Genomic DNA, 20,486 nt, shown 5'->3' with positions numbered 1-20,486 from the left:
GTAGCACCTGTGTTACCTTGAACACCTTGAGGTCCAGTAGCGCCGGTAGCACCAGTAGCACCTGTGTTACCTTGGACGCCTTGAGGTCCAGTGGCACCAGTAGCACCTGTGTTACCTTGAGCACCTTGAGGTCCAGTAGCGCCGGTAGCACCCGTGTTACCTTGAGGTCCAGTGGCACCGGTAGCGCCGGTAGCACCCGTGTTACCTTGAGGTCCAGTGGCACCGGTAGCGCCAGTAGCGCCCGTGTTACCTTGAGGTCCGGTAGCGCCAGTAGCGCCCGTGTTACCTCGAGGTCCAGTGGCACCGGTAGCGCCAGTAGCACCCGTGTTACCTTGAGGTCCGGTAGCGCCAGTAGCGCCCGTGTTACCTCGAGGTCCAGTGGCACCGGTAGCGCCAGTAGCGCCCGTGTTACCTTGAGGTCCAGTAGCGCCGGTAGCGCCCGTGTTACCTCGAGGTCCAGTGGCACCGGTAGCGCCAGTAGCGCCCGTGTTACCTCGAGGTCCGGTAGCACCAGTAGCGCCTGCTGGTCCAGTAGGTCCGGTAGGTCCTTGAATGAACGAAGCAGAATTAACTAGAGCAGTTTGTAATGCTGCTATTAATTTAAGAAGCTCTTGAAGTGTGCAAGGGTCAATTCGGAATAATTTTGTAATGTATAGTAAATAGTTAATGAGATTTTGAAGCTCAATAAATACAGCGCTTGCTACAAAGGTTGGATTTCTTAATATAGTTATTAAGTTTTTAATAATAGCTAACCCTTGTGCTTTCAGGGAGGAAGTAGCGTCTAGTGAACAAATAAATTTACTTAGTAGGTTCAATGTATCGATTAGATCTTCAATATTTTGGGGAGATGGATTTGCAAAAAGTGTTGGGATTATTTTTGTTAAATCAATAATAATCGCACGAAATGTTCTAAGTTGAGCTTTAGTAATTGGGATTGATGGAGTATTTGGGATTCGTCCAGCGCTACTTGGAAAGCATGGTTTGGAGAATTTGTTTTGATTGTCGTTATAACGAGACATTAAATCTCTCCTTTCTCACGAAAATGTGAACGAAACTCATCATAGTAGATGCAGAAATTAGTTAAATGGTCATAGTAAAATCGTTTGTTTAAAGAAAAAATAGAAAAAACGCCTTACAATAAGGCGTTTTTTCTATTTTCTGCGTATTGATAATATCGCTTTAATGAAATTTTTGATTTGAATCCAGCGAGTTTTATAATTTCTGATTCAGGAGTTTCTTTTTTTATTAAGTTTAAAATATAGGTGTTACGAAAATGTTGTCCTGAAATTCCTTTACGTAAATTGGCTCTAGCCACTTCGAGGCGAATCATTTTTTGTATAGCAATTTCCGTTAATGCCTTTGGTGCATCATTTTCATATACCCACCTGTATGTTCCACGGTTAAAATCAAATGCGACAAACAATGAATCATCACTATGATACTTAGGACGAACTGGTTCTGGGATACTTTTGTAATAATTATATAGTTGTTTTTTGTCTTCTTTTGCTAATGTAATTGTTCTTTCTACACCTGCGGTTGCTGGGATTGACAATGTGTTAGTTTCAAAGTGAACGTGATGCATTGTTAATGCTGTAAGTTCCTGTAAGGATAAACCGTAGTCGATCAATAGATTTAAAATAGCAATATTGCGATCCATTAATAAAGGGCGCACAGGAAGTTGTTTTTCTGAAAGTCCTTCTAATGAAGTGACTATATACTTTAATCTTTTTTCTTCATCAGGTGAAATGAAATCTTCGTTACGAAGTGTACGGTCTGGTTGAATAGATATTTCCATATTCTTCAATGGATTGGGAATGTTTAGAAAGTGATGCATTCTATTTAATACAGTAAATACACGATGCATCGTTTTTTCTGAGTAATGTCGATTCGTTTTTAAATCGGAAAAGTAATCTTCGTAGTCTTTTGTACAAAGTGTAGCCCATATATTACTGGAAGGGAGCTTTTTGTTTTTTTCTAACCAATGTCCGAAGTCTTCAACGTCATAAACATAACGTTTAATAGTTGAGGGTTTTCGGCCTTTATTCAATAAAAAAATAGAAAAGGCTTGTATTGTATCATGGAATTCCGTTGTCTCCATAGTCCCACCACCTTAATTATTTCTTATATTATAGCAAACTTTTCTGAAAATAGGCATTTACAAGGGGGACAGGAATAATAATATTTGGTGAGTGGATAAAGTGAAACTATAATCAGTGGGGATTTTGTTCATCCTCTGCGATTATTAGTTGAACCAATCGGGCATTTACGGGCGGTTATCTCCCGCTTAAATACCAAGCGTTTGCTGAATGTCGAGGTGGGAGTCTTACTGCTCGCAAATAGCGGGATAAAATGAGGTGATTGTATGGAACAATCGATGCGAAAGAAAAACAACAATCAAATTAATATTGTGTTAAACCATCGAAAGAAAATTTCTTTGCCAGCCGCAGAAAATAAAACGGTAATTTCAAATGAAACTACAATTAAACATGAAATGCTGCAGAGAATTGAAGAAGAGATGGGGAAGCTTGTTGGGATGGATGATATAAAAAAGATAATAAAAGAAATATATGCTTGGATTTATGTGAATAAAAAAAGACAAGAGAAGGGATTGAAGTCTGAGAAGCAAGTGCTTCATATGCTGTTTAAAGGGAATCCGGGTACAGGGAAGACAACTGTTGCTAGAATGATAGGAAAATTGCTGTTTGAGATGAATATTCTATCGAAAGGCCACTTGGTTGAAGCTGAACGTGCTGATCTTGTAGGAGAGTACATCGGCCATACAGCTCAAAAAACAAGAGACTTAATAAAAAAAGCAATGGGAGGTATTTTGTTTATTGATGAGGCGTATTCTTTAGCTCGAGGAGGAGAGAAGGACTTTGGAAAAGAAGCAATTGATACGCTTGTAAAACATATGGAAGATAAACAACATGGTTTTGTATTGATTTTAGCTGGATATTCAAGAGAGATGAATCACTTTCTTTCATTAAATCCAGGGCTGCAATCTCGTTTTCCATTTATTATTGAATTTGCGGATTACTCGGTAAATCAGCTATTGGAAATTGGAAAGAGAATGTATGAAGATCGTGAATATCAGTTATCAAAAGAAGCTGAATGGAAATTTAGGGATCATTTACATGCGGTGAAGTATTCGTCGCAAATTACATCGTTTAGTAATGGGCGATATGTACGGAATATTGTTGAAAAATCAATTCGTACACAGGCGATGCGGTTGTTGCAAGAAGATACGTATGATAAAAATGATTTAATTGGAATATCGAGTATGGATTTGATGCTCGAAGAGGAGACGCACAGTACATAAACTGTGCGTCTATTTTTGTGTATAAGTTCGTTTACTCTTTTTTTGCTTTTTCTTGGTGCGCTTTATGGAAGCGTTCCATTTTAGCGCTCTTTTCGTGTGCTGAATTAGGGTCGTGTCCAAATTGGTTTACTGAACTTTTTTGAGCTCCTTTATTAACGTGGTTTGTCATTTGTATTCACCTCACTTTAAAAATTAGTATAAACATTATATAAAGAAAAAATCGTTAGAAAAGAAAAACCTCTTTACGATATGTAAAGAGGTTAGATTGCTATTTATGCATTGAACGTTCTTTCGTTTCGATACGTCTGTGCGGTAAATGCCATTTGTAATGAATAGAAACCATGCGGAAGCAAACAATTAAAATGAATAAAATGTAAAGGGCCCAATCGCTAACAATAATTTGAGCGCCAATTAAGAAACCTGCTAAAATTGTCCAAAAGGCATATACTTCAGCTCGAAGAACGAGAGGTTTTCTGCGGGCTAAAAGGTCGCGAATGATACCGCCGCCGATACCAGTTAAAACAGCTGCCACGATTGTGGCACTAATTGGTAAATTTAATTTTTGAGCATATAATGCTCCTTGTACAGCAAATGCTGATAAGCCGATAGCGTCAGTGATATTTTCCCACTTTTTCCAATGTCTAATTAACTTATTTGGAAAAAGAAAAATAATAGTCATTGATAAAAGTGCGATTTGGAATAACATGTCTTGTTGCCAAAACGCGACAATCGGATAACCGATTAATAAATTACGAAGGGCACCTCCCCCAAATGCGGTTGCCATTCCTAAAATATACACCCCGAAAATATCATAATCCTCTTCCATTGCAACAATGGCTCCGCTTAGTGCGAAAGCGATTGTGCCTATGATGCTAAAAATCTCCCATGCCATGAATTTTCTCCCCCGCTAACTAGATGAAATGTGCTTCCTCTGCTATTATATTAGAAGGTTTAAATTTCGAAAAGGATGAGTGAACATATTTGATGGAAGAAAAAGAAAAAGTCATATTAGTAGGCTGTCAATTGCCGCAAGATGATGATGAAAAATTTATGCATTCCATGAAAGAGCTTGCATCACTAGCTAAGACTGCGAGAGCGGAAGTGTTAGTTTCAACAACGCAAAAACGACCAAAGTTTCATCCGGCAACTTACATAGGTAAAGGGAAATTAGAAGAGCTTACAATGCTAACTGAAGAATTAGAGCCGGATGTTATTATATTTAATAATGAATTAACGCCGAGTCAAATTCGGAATTTATCCTCAGTATTAGATTCGAGAGTAATTGATCGAACGCAACTAATACTAGATATTTTTGCGCAACGTGCGAAGTCGAGGGAAGGTAAGCTTCAAGTAGAATTAGCTCAGTTGCAATATACAATGCCACGTCTTATGGGGCAAGGGTTGTCCTTATCACGTCTTGGTGGTGGTATTGGAACGAGAGGACCGGGTGAGACGAAACTTGAGACGGATCGTCGTCATATTCGATCGCGTATTGATGAAATAAAGAAACAACTTGCAGTTGTTGTGGAACACCGAAAAAGATATCGTGAGAGAAGAAAAGACAATAAAGTATTTCAAATTTCATTAATAGGCTATACAAATGCAGGGAAATCGACACTGTTTAATAGATTAACGGAAGCTAATACGTTTGAAGAAAACCTTCTGTTTGCAACACTAGACCCAACGACGAGGAAGATGCCCTTACCTTCTGGTTATACAGTATTACTAACTGATACTGTTGGTTTTATACAAGATTTACCCACTTCATTAATTGCTGCTTTTCGTTCAACACTGGAAGAAGCGGGGGAAGCAGATATTATTTTACATGTAGTTGATTCTGCGGATCCTAACTACATAGGGCATGAAAAAACAGTAAAACGATTATTATCAGAACTTGAAATTAATCATATTCCTATTATTACGTTATATAATAAAAAAGATGAATTACATCAAAACTTTATTCCGTTTCCGAAAAGTGATTTCTTAATGACTAGTGCTTTTGAAGAAAGTGATTTATTGCGTATAAAAGAAGCGATAGAAATGAAAATGAAGAAAGAAATGGATCGTTATCGAGTAGAAATCCCTCCGAGTGAAGGTAAGTTATTAACGCTTTTAAAGACGGAAACGCTATTAGCAAAGATGGAGTTTCTGGAAGATAAATTTGTATATGATTGTGCAGGGTATATTTTTACTCATTCATCGCTTAATGTGCAATTAAAGAGATTTTTAGTGGAAGAAGGAGAAAATAAAAATGTTTGATCGTTTGAAAAATGGAGAAAAAATTGCTCCAATCGTAAAAGAAGTAGAGAATCAGATTACAGAAGTACATAAACGTGCGGATGAAGTAATTGAAAGTAATCAGTTTCGTGTATTAGAAAGTTTTCGTAAACATAAAATTAGTGACTCGCATTTTATCCCGACGACAGGTTATGGTTATGATGATATTGGCCGTGATACGTTAGAAAAAGTGTATGCTGATGTATTTGGGGCGGAAGCTGGACTTGTTCGTCCGCAAATTATTTCAGGTACTCACGCTATTTCTACAGCGTTATTCGGTATTTTACGTCCAGGAGATGAGTTATTGTACATTACTGGGAAACCGTATGATACGTTAGAGGAAATCGTTGGTGTGCGTGGGAAAGGTGTAGGTTCATTTAAAGAATATAATATTGGTTACAATGCAGTTCCGCTAACTGAAGGTGGGCTTGTTGATTTTGAAGCTGTTGCAGCAGCGATTCATAGTAATACGAAAATGATCGGTATTCAGCGCTCGAAAGGTTATGCTACTCGTCCATCGTTTACTATTTCTCAAATTAAAGAGATGATCGCGTTTGTTAAAGAAATTAAACCTGATGTTGTTGTGTTTGTAGATAATTGTTATGGGGAGTTTATTGAAGAGCAAGAGCCGTGTCATGTTGGTGCAGATTTAATGGCGGGTTCGCTTATTAAAAACCCAGGCGGGGGAATTGTAAAAACTGGTGGTTACATTGTCGGTAAAGAACAGTATGTTGAAGCGTGTGCATATCGTTTAACATCTCCGGGAATTGGTGCGGAAGCTGGAGCGTCTTTATACAGTCTGCAAGAAATGTATCAAGGGTTCTTCTTAGCGCCACATGTTGCAGGACAAGCGCTGAAAGGTGCAATTTTTACAGCTGCGTTTTTAGAAAAGTTAGGAATGAACACGTCACCAGCGTGGAATGCACCAAGAACAGACTTAATTCAATCTGTTCAATTTGATGATAAAGACCGTATGGTTGCCTTCTGCCAAGCGATTCAATATGCATCTCCAATTAATTCGCATTTTACTCCGTATGCAAACTATATGCCAGGTTATGAAGATGATGTAATTATGGCGGCGGGAACATTTATTCAAGGTGCAAGTATTGAATTGTCTGCTGATGGTCCGATTAGACCACCGTATGTTGCATATGTGCAAGGTGGATTAACGTATTCGCATGTTAAAATTGCGATTTGTTCTGCGATTGATGAATTGATTGAAAAGAATTTATTAACAATTTCTTAAAGGGGAGCTGTCGATATCGGCAGCTTTTTTCGTATAAAAGTAACGATTTATGCGATTAGAAAAAAGAATGAAAAAATTTATAAAAAAATCATGTAAGAAAAGCTAACATCTATTGACACTAAACATAACATGTTATAAAATGAGAAGCAGTTAAGGCGAAGGAGGAACTGAAAAATGAAAGAAGATAGACGTTCTGCCCCGCTGTTTCCAATTGGTATTGTTATGGATTTAACACAATTGTCTGCACGTCAAATTCGCTACTATGAAGAGCATAATCTTGTTTCTCCAACCCGTACAAAGGGGAATCGTAGATTATTTTCATTTAACGATGTAGATAAGTTGTTAGAGATTAAAGATTTGTTAGATCAAGGCTTGAATATGGCTGGTATTAAGCAAGTGTTACTAATGAAAGAAAATCAAACAGAAGCAGTGAAAGTAAAAGAAGAAACGAAAGAAATTTCAAAAACTGAGCTTCGCAAAATACTTCGAGATGAACTACAACATACAGGTAGATTCAATCGAACTTCATTGCGACAAGGTGACATTTCAAGATTTTTTCACTAAAGATAACTGATTCTGAAGGCGATTAGAGGGACTAAGGAGGAATTTATAATGTCTAGATACACAAAAGAAGATATTTTCCGTTTGGCGAAAGAAGAGAATGTAAAGTATATCCGTTTACAATTTACGGACCTTTTAGGGGTAATTAAAAACGTAGAGATTCCAGTGAGACAATTAACGAAAGCTCTTGATAACAAAATGATGTTTGATGGATCTTCGATTGAAGGTTTCGTACGTATTGAAGAATCTGATATGTATTTATATCCTGATTTAGACACTTGGGTAATTTTCCCTTGGACAGCTGAAAAAGGTAAAGTAGCTCGACTAATCTGTGATATTTACAATGCAGATGGCACTCCATTTGATGGAGACCCACGTAACAACTTAAAACGTGTGTTAAAAGAAATGGAAGCTTTAGGATTTTCAGACTTCAATCTTGGACCAGAGCCAGAATTCTTCCTATTTAAGGTTGATGAAAAAGGAAATCCAACATTAGAATTAAATGATAACGGTGGATACTTCGACCTTGCGCCGATGGATCTAGGGGAAAACTGTCGTCGTGATATCGTTCTTGAACTTGAAGAAATGGGATTTGAAATTGAAGCATCTCACCATGAGGTTGCTCCAGGGCAGCATGAAATTGACTTTAAATATGCAAATGCAATTCGCTCATGTGATGACATTCAAACATTCAAACTTGTTGTAAAAACAATTGCCCGTAAACATGGTTTACACGCAACATTTATGCCGAAACCACTATACGGTGTGAACGGTTCAGGTATGCACTGTAACTTATCATTATTTAAAAATGGTGAGAACGTATTCTTTGATGCAAACGGTGACTTACAACTAAGTGATGATGCTCGTCACTTCATCGCAGGTATTTTAAAACATGCACCAGCATTTACAGCGATAGCAAATCCAACTGTAAACTCATATAAACGTCTAGTACCTGGATATGAAGCGCCTTGTTACGTAGCGTGGTCTGCACAAAACCGTAGCCCGTTAGTACGTATCCCTGCATCTCGTGGTATTAGTACACGCGTAGAAGTACGTAGTGTTGACCCAGCTGCAAACCCATATTTAGTAATGGCTACATTATTAGCTGCAGGTCTTGATGGAATTAAAAACAAATTAACTCCACCAGCTGCAGTAGACCGTAACATCTATGTAATGACAAAAGAAGAGCGCGAAGAAGCAGGTATCGTTGACTTACCAGCAACATTAGCGCAAGCGTTAGTTACATTACAATCTAATGAAGTAGTATGCGGTGCACTAGGAGAACACTTACTTGAGCACTTCATCGAAGCGAAAGAGATTGAGTGGGATATCTTTAGAACACAAGTTCACCAATGGGAACGCGATCAATATATGTCTCTATACTAAGAGGCTTGAACCCTTGATACAACTCGTATCAAGGGTTTTTTAATTCCCTATTATTACAATTTTATATGGTTGCAAAATGAAAAACAGCCACATAAAAGCCAATAATTAATAACAAGTAGTGATATCATAGAAAAACATTATCAGATGATAAATGTAAGTTTTATATAATTTGTGAAATGAAAAAGCCTTGATACTACGGTATCAGGGCTTTTTTAGTGAAGTTATTGGATATGTTAACTACTAGATAATGGATTGTTTTTGGTTATTTTGAATCATGTTACTAAGAAAATCTTTTCAAAAGAATTGATCTTATCTTTTTTAATCACTTGTGCTAAAACTTAATAAATCTTTACTGCCTTGTACAACGCGAGCGATGATTTTTATGTCCTCATCTGCAAGGCTATAAGTTTGTGGCTTGTGAATCAGATTATTACTCAATGATATTAACGTAATGATGCTCAGTTATAACACAGTCTTATTCAGAATTTCGTTAGTTCATTTTCTAAATTTAGGGAATAAATATAACTTAGTACCTTGCAATAAATAATACTAAGTGGTATATTATGGATAAAACAGGTACCGTGTATTGAACAGTACTAAGATAGGAAAGGAGGATAACACTTGAACGTTCAGTTTAAAAAAGGTGTGCTTGAACTTTGTGTATTAGCACTTGTAAAACGTAAAGATAGTTACGGTTATGAACTTGTTCAGCAAATTTCTAGTAAATTTTTAATATCGGAAGGGTCAGTATATCCTTTGTTACGTCGTTTGACGAAAGAAGGGTATTTTCAAACGTATTTAAAGGAATCTACAGAAGGGCCACCTCGTAAATATTATCAATTAACAGAGCAAGGGGAGACGCAATTTCATTTGTTAGTAACAGAATGGCGTGATTTTGCGAAAGGGGTACAAGAAATTATTGAAGGGGTGGAATGGGATGAGTAAAGAAGGGTTTCTTAAAGAATTATCAAGTTATCTTAGAAAGTTACCAGAGGAAGAGAGGCAAGATATTTTATTGGATTATGAAGAGCACTTTCAGTTTGGACTAGAAGAGGGGAAAACTGAATCAGAAATAATTCAGGGCCTTGGTTCTCCGAAAGTAATCGCAAAAGAGTTACTTGCGATGTATCGCTTCGATGAAATGAAAAAAAATCCATCGACTTCAAATGTGACAAGAGCTGTTATGGCAGCGATTGGACTTAGTTTGTTTAATTTTATTATTGTGTTAGGCCCGTTAGTCGCAATTGTTGCTTTTATATTTTCTTTTTGGATTGGTGGTATTGCTAGTGTAGTAACACCATTTTTCGTTATTGGAAAAGTATTTATGGGTACTTTTATATGGTTGGATCTTTTCGTTAGTATAACGTTTGTTGGAGTAGGTTTATTGTTGTGTATTATCGCTTTTTATAGTACAAAGTGGTTTAAGAGATTGTGTGTACGATATGTAATATGGAACTTCAAAATGATAAAAGGAGAGTAAATGATGAAAAAACTATTTTTAATCGCTATCGCTTGTATCATTATTGGAGTAATAGGAATTTCCCAAACATATGAAAAAGCAGTACAAACTGCTGAAAAAGGCGATAAAGAAGATGTAATTAAAAACGAAACATTAAAAAATATAGAAGTTAAGTTAGATGCCGGAGATATTGTTATCCAAAAATCTCCTGATTCTTCTTTTTATGTAAAGCAATCAGGAGATGTACGTAAACAAGAGATTCGTATTGCAGAAGATGGTGACACATTAAAAATTATTGGGGAAAGAGAAAAAGGTGCTTCATTTGATTTTTCTTTTTATGATTTTAGGTTTCAAACGTCTAAATTGACTCTCCTTGTGCCCGAACGCTCTTATCAAGATGTAAAAGTAAATTCATCTGCTGGACAAATCGAAATGAGTGATGTGAAAAGTGATAGCGTAAGTGTTAGAACACTTGCTGGAGAAGTAGAGTTGAAACAAGTAACGGCTAAGAATGTGGAGGGATCGACAAAAGCTGGTGAGGTGAACTTTAAGAAGGTATTAGGGAAAGTGACCGCAAAAACAACAAGTGGGGAAATAAATATTCAAGATCATGATTCCAAGTATAATCTAGAAGCGAGTTCAACTGCGGGAGATATAGATATTACTTTATCGGAAAAACCACAAGATGCGGTAATTACTGGGCAAAGTGCTGCTGGAGATGTAACAATTTTTAATGAAGAAAATAATAACGTAACAATTGGCAATGGTAGTAAAAAGATTAGCGGTAAAACGGCTGCGGGAGATGTGACGATTGAAACTCGTTAATAAGAAATAGAATGTATGGAAATCTATCAAAATACAAAAAAGAAGATAATTACCGTATATAAATAAGGTAATTATCTTCTTTTTATTATTTTTAATGTAAATCACGATATACGCCAATTACTTTCCCGATAACGGAAACTTGTTTTAAAATGATAGGTTCTAATGAAGAGTTTTCTGGTTGTAGACGGAAATGGTCTTTTTCTTTATAGAAACGTTTAACAGTTGCTTCGTTATCTTCTGTTAAAGCGACTACAATTTCACCATTATATGCAGACTGTTGTTGGCGAACAACAACTAAATCTCCATCGAAAATACCAGCTTCAATCATACTATCTCCAGAAATACGTAACATGAACACTTGGTCTGCTCCAGCAACAATACTAGCTGGAAGTGGGAAATGTTCCTCTACGCTTTCGACCGCTGTAATTGGTAAACCGGCAGTAACTTTTCCGACAATTGGAACTTGAATAACAGATTGTGTTTCCGTATCCATTCGGTCTTCACCTAAAATTTCAATGGCACGTGGTTTTGTTGGATCGCGTCGAATGTATCCTTTTTCTTCTAATCGTGATAAATGTCCGTGCACTGTAGAACTAGAAGCGAGGCCGACTGCTTGACCAATTTCACGTACGGAAGGTGGATATCCTTTTTCTTGTACTTTTAGCTTAATAAAGTCGAGAATGTCTTGCTGGCGTTTCGTTAACTTTTCCATGTTTTCTAACACCTCGTTTTCTTTCATTTTTCTTATTAATAAGTATAACATGTGAAAAAACATTCTACAAACATAAGTTCGAACAAATGGCGGATTTATGTTACACTATAGGGAAATAATAGGGAGAAAGAGGGGTTCAAAATGAATGCAATTATTTATGCACGTGTGAGTACAACGAAAGAAGCGCAAGAAACATCATTATTACGTCAAAAAGATGAATTATTGCATTTAGCTGAGCGCTATCAAATGAATGTTACTAAGGTGATTGAAGAGCAGGCTAGTGGATATACAATTGAACGTGACGGTATATTAGAGGTGCTGGATACAATTCGAGACGAACAAATTGATGTGTTACTTATACAAGATGAAACGCGCCTTGGTAGAGGAAATGCGAAGATCGCATTAATGCATTGTTTACATAAAGAAGGCATAAAAGTATATACGCATACACATAATGGTGAATTACAATTGTCGGATTCTGATTCGATGGTATTAGATATTATTGGTATTGTTGAAGAATATCAAAGAAAGATTCATAATTTGAAAATTAAACGAGGTATGCAACGTGCAGTAGAAAAAGGTTATCGTCCAGAAAATAATTTAAAAAATCGTCATTTAAGTGTAGGAAGAGAGAAAAAAGAAGTGCCAATTGAGGAAATTGTACGTTTGCGAAAAAGTGAACTCACGTTTGAAGAAATTGCAGCAACATTACGTGGATTTGGTCATAATGTTTCAAAGGCGACTGTACATCGTAGATATGTAGAGTATACGAAGCAATTGCTTGATAAAGAAGAGTAACTATTGTATGATAATAATCAGTTTTGATTAGAAGGGGGATTCGAGATGATTAATCACGAACTCGTTGAACGCATTAACTTCTTAGCGAAAAAAGCAAAAGCTGAAGGTTTAACTGAAGAAGAGCAACGTGAGCGTCAATCGCTACGTGAACAATATTTAAAAGGATTTCGTCAAAATATGTTAAACGAACTTAAAGGAATTAAAGTTGTTAACGAAGAAGGTACAGATGTTACACCGACGAAATTAAAAGCTTTAAAAAAGCAAGATAATGCAAAATTAAATTAAAAGATGGGCGAAGCCCATCTTTTTTTATTTGTAAAAATCGTTATTTAATAACTTTCCAGTTGTTATTAACTGTTGCTTCTATCGTTTTATGTTCCAATATATAATTAGCGATAAGTTCAGACATATCTGTGGGTATATCTTTTACTACCGGTTTGTTTTGAAACATAAAGAAATTTCCCCCGCCACTTGCACGATAATTATTCATTACAACTTCATATTCTTCATTCGTATTAAGAGGAGCACTGTTATGCTGTAAAGATTCTACTCTTTCACCAATTGGTTTTGAAATGTTTAATACATATGAAATCCCTTCCCACATATCATAATTATAATGTTGTGGTTTTGGTTCTATGTAGGTAGGACTTACGATGATGGATCCATCTGTTTTTAATGTGAAATAAGAAGCAGAGAGTTCAAGAGCGGCTTTTATATCAGCTCCAGTTATTCTAATTACTTTTAATGTGTTTGGATAAATATAATTAGAAACGATGTCACGCATTGTTACATGTTCCGGGAAACCTGGAGATGTATTATGGAACAAACTTGTACAAGAAATTGATACCTTAGCTATATCCATCTGTATTTTATTTATGAATTCGATAAAAGGATGATCGTGCAAACGAGTTTGCATAGCATCTGAAATTTGCATGTCCCCCTGAATGATTCCAATAGGTTGATCAAGCCACTTTTGTGTTTTCTCTTCGTAATCGGCTACCAATGAAAGTACATCTTGGTCCGCTTCAATTCCTTGTACAGATAATAATTCAGAAGAGCTCTCTTTTTTTACCCATTTACGTTTCGTTTTTTCGAATGTTACTTTTACTTTTCCGACTGAGTGTCCATTGCATCCGGTCTGTAAAATTGTTACACCGTTAGCCATTGTGTGAGAAATTTCTCGGTGTTGATGACCTGTTAGTAAAAGATCTATGCCTTCAATTTCATGGCACATTGCATATCCTTGGTTTTCACCTGTTAACACTTCAGTAGGTTCCCCGGTTTGTAAATCTTTTTCAAATCCACCGTGATAGGCTACGACTAATAAATCGGGTTTCTCATGTTCGCGAATATAAGAAACCCATTTTTTTGTAGTCTTTAATGCATCTTCAAATAGTAAATCTTTAATGTGATGGGCCTGTTCCCAATTTGGGATGTAATGTGTTGTTACCCCTAAAATAGCGATTTTTATATTGGATTCAATCTGTTTGATTAAATAAGGTTTTCCGAAATAGGGTTTGTTTATGTTTTTATCTAATATGTTTGCTGATAGGTACGGGAAGTTCGCAGTAGTCACAGCATTATTTAATATATTCATCCCGTAATTAAATTCATGATTGCCGATAATTGCAGCGTCATATTGTAAGTAATTCGCTAATAAGGACATTGGATTTTTTTTGTTTTTTTCGTATGTAACGTAATGATAAGTAAATGGTGTTCCTTGAATAAAGTCGCCATTATCAATTAAAAGAACGTTTGTATTTTGGGAACGTTCTTTTTTTATAAGAGTAGAAATTTTAGCTAAACCAAGTTCTGCTGGGGAGTTATCTTGGTAGTGAATAGGATAAACAGTGCCATGTATATCGCTTGTTAATAAGATGTTTAAAGTTACAGTTTGATTTTGTTCCAATATGACTCACCTTTTCTATTGTTATCTTCCAATTAATCATATCAAATATGTGAAGTGAATTTTGATGTGAATGTATAGAATGTGTAAAGATTCTGTAAATAACCAATTGTGTATCAAAATATGTGATATATTTCTTCATGTTTACGGAAGGTTATTTTATAACAAGAAAAATGGAGGCATTAATATGTTGAAAAAAGTTTTTGCAATGAGTACAACAGTTGTACTAGCGGCCGGATTATTAAGTGGCTGCGGGACGAAAGAGTCCAGTGCAAGTAAAAATGAAGATACGAAAAAAGGTTATGTACCAAAGACCTTAAATGTTCAATTTGTTCCTTCTCAAAATGCGGATACGTTAGAGGCAAAGGCAAAACCATTGGAAAAGCTATTAAGCGATAAATTAAATATTCCGGTAAAAGTTAGTATTTCAACGAACTACAATACAATTGTAGAAGCGATGGCATCTAAACAAGTAGATGTAGGATTTTTACCGCCAACAGCGTACGTATTAGCACATGAAAAGAAGGCTGCAAATGTAATTTTACAAGCACAACGTTTTGGAGTAGAGGATGAAACAGGAGCTCCTACAAAAGATTTAGTAGATTATTATAAATCTGAGTTTGTTGTTAAAAAAGACTCTAATATAAATAGTGTAAAAGATTTAAAAGGTAAAAAGATTGGTTATCAAGACGTAACATCATCAGCAGGGTATGTATGGCCTGCAGCTGTTCTATTAAAAGAGGGAATTGATCCGTTAAAAGATGTGAAACCTGTTACATTAAAAGGTCACGATCAGTCGCTTATTGCTCTTTTAAATGGTGACGTAGATGCAGCTGTTGTATTCCAAGATGCTCGTAATATTGTAAAAAAGGATTATCCGAATATATTTGATCAAACGAAAATAGTGAAATTTACTGAGAAAATTCCGAACGATACAATTTCTGTACGCTCGGATTTAGATGCAGAGTGGAGCAAGAAATTACAGGATGCTTTCATTGAAATTGGAAAAAATGAGGAAGGCCGTAAAATCATTAAAGAAGTATATTCTCATGAAGGATATATTAAATCTGATGATAGTAAATTTGATATTGTTCGTGAATATGGAAAGACAGTGAAGACGCAATAATACATAGTGAAATGGCGGCTAGCTGGAAGGTGTGAGATTTCAGTTAGTTTGCCGTTTTTTAGTTATTGATAATACATTGAAAGTAGGTAAGATGTGTGATAGAGTTTCGAAATGTTTCCAAAATGTATCCGAATGGCACAAAGGGATTGAATAATATAAATTTAAAGATTCAAAAAGGTGAGTTTATTGTAATGGTCGGATTATCCGGAGCTGGAAAATCTACACTTCTCAGATCCGTAAATCGTCTTCATGAGATTACCGAAGGAGAAATCATTATTGAAGGTGAGTCTATTACTTCTGCGAAAGGAAAAGGATTAAGGCGTATGCGCCGGGATATCGGTATGATCTTCCAAAGTTTTAACCTTGTAAAGCGATCAACAGTATTAAAAAATGTATTAGCTGGTCGTGTTGGATATCATTCCACATTACGTACAACGTTAGGTTTGTTTCCGAAAGAAGATGTGGAGCTCGCATTTCAAGCGTTAAAAAGAGTGAATATTTTAGAAAAAGCATATGCGCGTGCTGATGAATTATCAGGAGGACAACAGCAACGTGTATCGATAGCTAGAGCATTGGCGCAAGAAGCAAAAATCATATTGGCAGATGAGCCTGTTGCATCGTTAGATCCACTTATGACAAAGCAAGTGCTAGATGATTTGAAAAAAATTAATGAAGATTTTGGAATCACGACAATTGTAAATTTACATTCTATTGATTTGGCTAGACAATATGCGACACGCATTATCGGATTACATGCAGGAGAAATTGTTTTTGACGGTTTAGTAGAAGAAGCAACGGATGAAAAATTTGCTGAAATTTATGGGGACGTTGCTCAGAAAAGCGAATTATTAGAGGTGGCAGTAAAATGAATGACGTGACGATATATTCAAATGAAATACCGAAGCCGCCGAGTAAATTGAAACATATGTTAACGTTTATTTTAGTTATTTTAATGCTGTGGAGTAGTAGTGTACAAGTAGATGCATCATTTTCAAAACTGGTAGACGGTTTTCCCAATATGGTAGATCTATTGAAAGAAATGGTGCCACCTGATTGGAGTTATTTTCAAGTTATTACAACAGCGATGTTAGATACAATACGTATGGCGATTATCGGGACGACCTTAGGAGCGATTTTAGCTATTCCACTTGCATTGTTTGCAGCAAGTAATGTGTTTACTAACACATTTTTATACAGTCTAGCTCGAATGATTTTAAATTTTATACGAACAATACCAGATTTATTATTGGCGGCTATTTTCGTAGCGATTTTTGGAATTGGGCCACTTCCAGGTATTTTGGCTCTTACTTTTTTTTCAATTGGACTTGTAGCGAAATTGTTGTATGAATCAATTGAATCAATTGACCCTGGCCCACTAGAAGCGATGACAGCTGTAGGGGCTACTAAGGTACAATGGATTGTTTATGGAGTCATTCCACAAGTAAAAGCACACTTTGTTTCCTATGTACTATATACATTTGAGGTGAATGTACGTGCAGCGGCTGTCCTAGGTTTAGTAGGAGCAGGTGGTATTGGACTATATTATGATCGTACACTTGGATTTTTACAATATCAACAAACTGCTTCTATAATTATCTATACCCTTATTGTTGTTTTGTTAATTGACTACATTAGTACATTGTTGCGGGAGAAACTATAATGAATAGAACGACGATGATTGTGCCAAAACCGAAGAAACCGAGTATATATCGCTGGATTATTTTAATAGCACTTACAGTTGTATATGTATGGGCCTTTTCAGGAGTACCATTAGAAGGGATAAAGGACACAGCAGGTGAAATCACGAAAGCAATTATGACAGGGATATTAAATCCAGACTGGTCGTATGTATCTTTGCCAGATGGTGAAGATTTATTACATGGATTAATTGATACGTTGGCAATTGCGATATTAGGTACATTTATTTCTGCATTTTTATCTGTTCCGTTTGCCTTTTGGGCGGCAATGAATATGAGTAGTGGAAAATTAACTTCAGGATCTGGGAAATTTGTACTTAGTTTTGTTCGTACGTTTCCTGAATTAGTTATGGCTCTTTTATTTATAAAAGCTGTTGGTCCAGGCTCTTTTGCAGGAGTATTAGCTTTAGGATTACATTCTATTGGAATGTTAGGGAAACTATATTCAGAAGGAATTGAAAACATAGATAAAGGACCGACGGAAGCGTTGCTAGCAACAGGAGCAAACCGTTTTCAAATACTTTGGTATGCAGTGTTACCAGATTTTCTATCGTATACGTTATACAGATTTGAAATTAATGTACGATCCGCTGCGATTTTAGGGGTTATTGGAGCGGGAGGGATTGGTACACCTTTAATTTTTGCGCTGAGTTCACGGAATTGGTCTCGTGTTGGTATTATTTTATTAGGTATTATTTTAATGGTAATTATAATTGATTTGATTTCAAGTTCGATTCGGAAACGGATTGTTTAACTTATTTGAAAAGCATCGAAGTTAGATGCTTTTTTATGTTTTTAAAAACGTATTTAAAAAAGTAAGAATAGAAGGAAATTGTATAAATATACAGATAATTCTCTGTCTTTTTAAAATAAAAATAATGAAAAAGTATGTCATATTGAATGCCCATACATTCCCGGAAACATTGATTTTTTTATAAAAAATCAAAAAAATATCAACATATTTGTCGATACATGTTGTATAATCTTGCGTGGGAAGCTATCATATAAATGTATAAAACGTTTACTAATATAAGCGAAGGGAAGAATAGCATGTCACATTCAATCGAACAACTTTCTATCAACACGATTCGCACATTATCCATCGATGCGATTGAAAAAGCAAACTCTGGTCACCCAGGAATGCCAATGGGTGCAGCACCAATGGCTTATACATTATGGACTCAATTTATGAAACACAATCCAAATAACCCAACGTGGTTTAACCGTGATCGTTTCGTATTATCTGCAGGTCATGGTTCAATGTTATTATACAGCCTACTTCACCTATCTGGTTATGATGTAACAATGGATGACTTAAAGAACTTCCGTCAATGGGGAAGCAAAACTCCAGGACATCCTGAGTACGGTCATACAGCTGGTGTAGATGCAACGACTGGTCCACTTGGACAAGGTATTGCAACTGCTGTAGGTATGGCAATGGCTGAAAGACATTTAGCTGCTAAATATAACCGTGATGCGTATAATGTAGTAGATCATTATACATACGCTATTTGTGGTGATGGAGATTTAATGGAAGGCGTTTCTGCTGAAGCATCTTCATTAGCTGCTCATTTACAATTAGGTCGCCTTGTTGTGCTTTATGATTCAAACGATATTTCATTAGATGGCGATTTAAATCGTTCATTCTCTGAAAGTGTAGAAGATCGTTACAAAGCATACGGATGGCAAGTAATCCGTGTTGAGGATGGAAACGATATTGAAGCAATCGCGAAAGCAATTGAAGAAGCGAAAGCTGACGAAAAACGCCCAACGCTAATTGAAGTAAGAACGACAATTGGTTTCGGTTCTCCAAACAAATCAGGAAAATCAGCTTCACATGGTTCTCCACTTGGTGTAGAAGAAACAAAATTAACGAAAGAAGCATATGCTTGGACTGCTGAGCAAGATTTCCACGTAGCAGAAGAGGTATACGACAACTTCCGTAAAACAGTACAAGATGTTGGTGAAACTACGCAAGCAGAGTGGAACACTATGCTAGGTGAATATGCACAAGCATACCCAGAATTAGCAAACGAATTCCAAGCAGCAATGAATGGTCAACTTCCAGAAGGTTGGGAGCAAAACTTACCAACTTATGAATTAGGATCAAAAGCAGCAACTCGTAATTCTTCTGGTGCTGTAATTAATGCAATTGCAGAGTCTGTACCATCATTCTTCGGTGGATCTGCTGACCTTGCTGGTTCTAACAAAACATACATGAATAACGAAAAAGACTTTACAAGAGATGATTACAGCGGTAAAAACATTTGGTACGGTGTACGTGAGTTCGCAATGGGTGCAGCAATGAACGGTATTGCATTACATGGCGGTTTAAAAACTTACGGTGGTACGTTCTTCGTATTCTCTGATTACTTACGTCCAGCAATTCGCCTTGCAGCATTAATGCAATTGCCAGTAACGTATGTATTCACACATGACAGTATCGCTGTTGGTGAAGATGGTCCAACACATGAACCAGTCGAGCAATTAGCAGCGCTTCGTGCAATGCCGAACGTTTCTGTTATCCGTCCAGCTGATGGTAACGAATCTGTTGCAGCTTGGAGACTGGCTTTAGAATCTACAAACAAACCAACTGCTTTAGTATTAACTCGTCAAGACCTTCCAACATTAGAAGGTGCAAAAGATGATACGTATGAAAAAGTAGCAAAAGGTGCATATGTAGTTTCTGCAAGCAAGAAAGAAACGGCTGATGTTATCTTACTTGCAACTGGATCTGAAGTAAGCCTAGCTGTTGAAGCTCAAAAAGCATTAGCAGCAGACGGTGTTGACGCAGCTGTTGTCAGCATGCCATCTATGGATCGTTTTGAAGCTCAAACTGCAGAGTACAAAGAATCTGTATTACCAAAAGCAGTAACAAAACGTTTCGCAATCGAAATGGGTGCTACATTCGGATGGCACCGTTACGTAGGTCTTGAAGGAGATGTGTTAGGTATCGATACATTCGGTGCTTCTGCTCCTGGTGAGAAGATTATGGAAGAGTATGGATTTACTGTAGAGAACGTTGTTCGTAAAGTAAAAGAAATGCTTTAATGATTTCAGAAAAATCTCTCCGGCATGGAGAGATTTTTCTATGTAAATGAGTTTTTTCGACAGAAAATGTTTTTTATCTCTCCGCAGTCAGACAATCATTGCAAATTTTCTTATATATAATGA

General features: G+C 36.5%; 21 protein-coding genes. 15 read left to right on the top strand and 6 right to left on the bottom strand.

The genetic code is table 11. The features are described from left to right. Positions 1–1,019: collagen-like repeat preface domain-containing protein (locus tag ATL10_RS20100; protein WP_142669981.1), on the bottom strand; the 1,019-nt coding region annotated here is incomplete at its 3' end. Positions 1,020–1,132: 113 nt separating this feature from the next. Next, positions 1,133–2,098 (bottom strand): tyrosine-type recombinase/integrase, encoded by a 966-nt coding sequence (locus tag ATL10_RS20095; RefSeq protein ID WP_000450330.1) that lies wholly within the window; start codon positions 2,096–2,098, stop codon positions 1,133–1,135. 264 nt (positions 2,099–2,362) lie between these two features. On the opposite strand from ATL10_RS20095, the gene spoVK reads away from it, so the two are divergent. Further along, complete coding sequence (gene spoVK / locus ATL10_RS20090; protein WP_000438177.1) at positions 2,363–3,319, top strand: stage V sporulation protein K; 957 nt, start codon at positions 2,363–2,365, stop codon at positions 3,317–3,319. A 31-nt stretch (positions 3,320–3,350) separates the two neighbouring features. On the opposite strand, the gene ATL10_RS31335 is transcribed toward spoVK, so the two are convergent. Both ATL10_RS31335 and ATL10_RS20085 read right to left on the bottom strand, forming a co-directional pair. Continuing rightward, the gene (locus ATL10_RS31335; protein ID WP_000181505.1) at positions 3,351–3,488 is read right to left on the bottom strand and encodes a hypothetical protein; all 138 of its coding nucleotides are present in this window, start codon (positions 3,486–3,488) and stop codon (positions 3,351–3,353) included. Positions 3,489–3,587: 99 nt separating this feature from the next. Then, complete coding sequence (locus ATL10_RS20085) at positions 3,588–4,211, bottom strand: trimeric intracellular cation channel family protein (protein ID WP_000312267.1); 624 nt, start codon at positions 4,209–4,211, stop codon at positions 3,588–3,590. Between the two features lie 92 nt (positions 4,212–4,303). Between ATL10_RS20085 and hflX the strand changes: the two genes are divergently transcribed. The 7 genes from hflX to ATL10_RS20050 all read left to right on the top strand — a co-directional run bounded on the left by hflX (position 4,304) and on the right by ATL10_RS20050 (position 11,073). Beyond that, positions 4,304–5,578 (top strand): GTPase HflX, encoded by a 1,275-nt coding sequence (gene hflX, locus ATL10_RS20080; RefSeq protein WP_139213263.1) that lies wholly within the window; start codon positions 4,304–4,306, stop codon positions 5,576–5,578. Then, positions 5,571–6,842 (top strand): methionine gamma-lyase family protein, encoded by a 1,272-nt coding sequence (locus tag ATL10_RS20075; RefSeq protein ID WP_000460282.1) that lies wholly within the window; start codon positions 5,571–5,573, stop codon positions 6,840–6,842. Before hflX ends, ATL10_RS20075 begins: the two co-directional genes overlap by 8 nt. A 174-nt stretch (positions 6,843–7,016) precedes the next feature. After that, positions 7,017–7,406 carry a transcriptional repressor GlnR gene (glnR, locus tag ATL10_RS20070; protein WP_000656783.1) on the top strand — a complete coding sequence of 130 codons (390 nt, stop codon included), beginning with the start codon at positions 7,017–7,019 and terminating at the stop codon, positions 7,404–7,406. Between the two features lie 48 nt (positions 7,407–7,454). Next, entirely contained in the window at positions 7,455–8,789 is a 1,335-nt protein-coding gene (gene glnA / locus ATL10_RS20065) for a type I glutamate--ammonia ligase (RefSeq protein WP_000092763.1), read from the top strand. A 621-nt stretch (positions 8,790–9,410) separates the two neighbouring features. Beyond that, a complete protein-coding gene (locus tag ATL10_RS20060; protein ID WP_098284272.1) occupies positions 9,411–9,734 on the top strand; it encodes a PadR family transcriptional regulator in 324 nt (107 codons plus the stop codon). After that, the gene (locus tag ATL10_RS20055; RefSeq protein WP_000031386.1) at positions 9,727–10,269 is read left to right on the top strand and encodes a DUF1700 domain-containing protein; all 543 of its coding nucleotides are present in this window, start codon (positions 9,727–9,729) and stop codon (positions 10,267–10,269) included. Before ATL10_RS20060 ends, ATL10_RS20055 begins: the two co-directional genes overlap by 8 nt. Next, positions 10,270–11,073, top strand: a complete 804-nt coding sequence (locus ATL10_RS20050; RefSeq protein WP_001986547.1) for a DUF4097 family beta strand repeat-containing protein — start codon at positions 10,270–10,272, stop codon at positions 11,071–11,073. A gap of 91 nt (positions 11,074–11,164) precedes the next feature. On the opposite strand, the gene lexA is transcribed toward ATL10_RS20050, so the two are convergent. Next, positions 11,165–11,785: a transcriptional repressor LexA gene (gene lexA / locus ATL10_RS20045; protein WP_000413738.1), complete on the bottom strand. Its 621-nt coding sequence runs from the start codon at positions 11,783–11,785 to the stop codon at positions 11,165–11,167. A 141-nt stretch (positions 11,786–11,926) separates the two neighbouring features. Between lexA and ATL10_RS20040 the strand changes: the two genes are divergently transcribed. After that, positions 11,927–12,583, top strand: coding sequence for a YneB family resolvase-like protein (locus ATL10_RS20040; RefSeq protein ID WP_000991471.1), 657 nt, complete (start codon positions 11,927–11,929; stop codon positions 12,581–12,583). A 45-nt stretch (positions 12,584–12,628) separates the two neighbouring features. Beyond that, positions 12,629–12,868: a DUF896 domain-containing protein gene (locus ATL10_RS20035; protein WP_000607015.1), complete on the top strand. Its 240-nt coding sequence runs from the start codon at positions 12,629–12,631 to the stop codon at positions 12,866–12,868. Positions 12,869–12,908: 40 nt separating this feature from the next. On the opposite strand, the gene ATL10_RS20030 is transcribed toward ATL10_RS20035, so the two are convergent. Further along, a complete protein-coding gene (locus ATL10_RS20030; protein WP_090977337.1) occupies positions 12,909–14,492 on the bottom strand; it encodes a bifunctional metallophosphatase/5'-nucleotidase in 1,584 nt (527 codons plus the stop codon). A gap of 184 nt (positions 14,493–14,676) precedes the next feature. Between ATL10_RS20030 and ATL10_RS20025 the strand changes: the two genes are divergently transcribed. From ATL10_RS20025 to tkt, 5 genes are all read left to right on the top strand, one after another. Beyond that, a complete protein-coding gene (locus tag ATL10_RS20025) occupies positions 14,677–15,615 on the top strand; it encodes a phosphate/phosphite/phosphonate ABC transporter substrate-binding protein (protein WP_000915063.1) in 939 nt (312 codons plus the stop codon). Between the two features lie 95 nt (positions 15,616–15,710). Next, complete coding sequence (phnC, locus tag ATL10_RS20020) at positions 15,711–16,484, top strand: phosphonate ABC transporter ATP-binding protein (RefSeq protein WP_098284270.1); 774 nt, start codon at positions 15,711–15,713, stop codon at positions 16,482–16,484. Beyond that, on the top strand, positions 16,481–17,275 hold the full coding sequence (phnE, locus tag ATL10_RS20015; protein ID WP_001000774.1) for a phosphonate ABC transporter, permease protein PhnE: 795 nt from the start codon (positions 16,481–16,483) through the stop codon (positions 17,273–17,275). Before phnC ends, phnE (ATL10_RS20015) begins: the two co-directional genes overlap by 4 nt. Then, the gene (gene phnE / locus ATL10_RS20010; RefSeq protein ID WP_110497381.1) at positions 17,275–18,066 is read left to right on the top strand and encodes a phosphonate ABC transporter, permease protein PhnE; all 792 of its coding nucleotides are present in this window, start codon (positions 17,275–17,277) and stop codon (positions 18,064–18,066) included. Before phnE (ATL10_RS20015) ends, phnE (ATL10_RS20010) begins: the two co-directional genes overlap by 1 nt. Before the next feature lie 296 nt (positions 18,067–18,362). Then, entirely contained in the window at positions 18,363–20,363 is a 2,001-nt protein-coding gene (gene tkt, locus ATL10_RS20005) for a transketolase (protein ID WP_016512442.1), read from the top strand. Positions 20,364–20,486: the final 123 nt, after the last annotated feature.

Source organism: Bacillus sp. 196mf (assembly GCF_003217275.1).
In the GTDB taxonomy this organism is placed as follows: Bacteria; Bacillota; Bacilli; order Bacillales; family Bacillaceae_G; genus Bacillus_A; species Bacillus_A thuringiensis_S.
The sequence above is the reverse complement of the archived record's forward strand: the minus strand, read 5'-3'. Positions and strand labels throughout refer to the sequence as shown.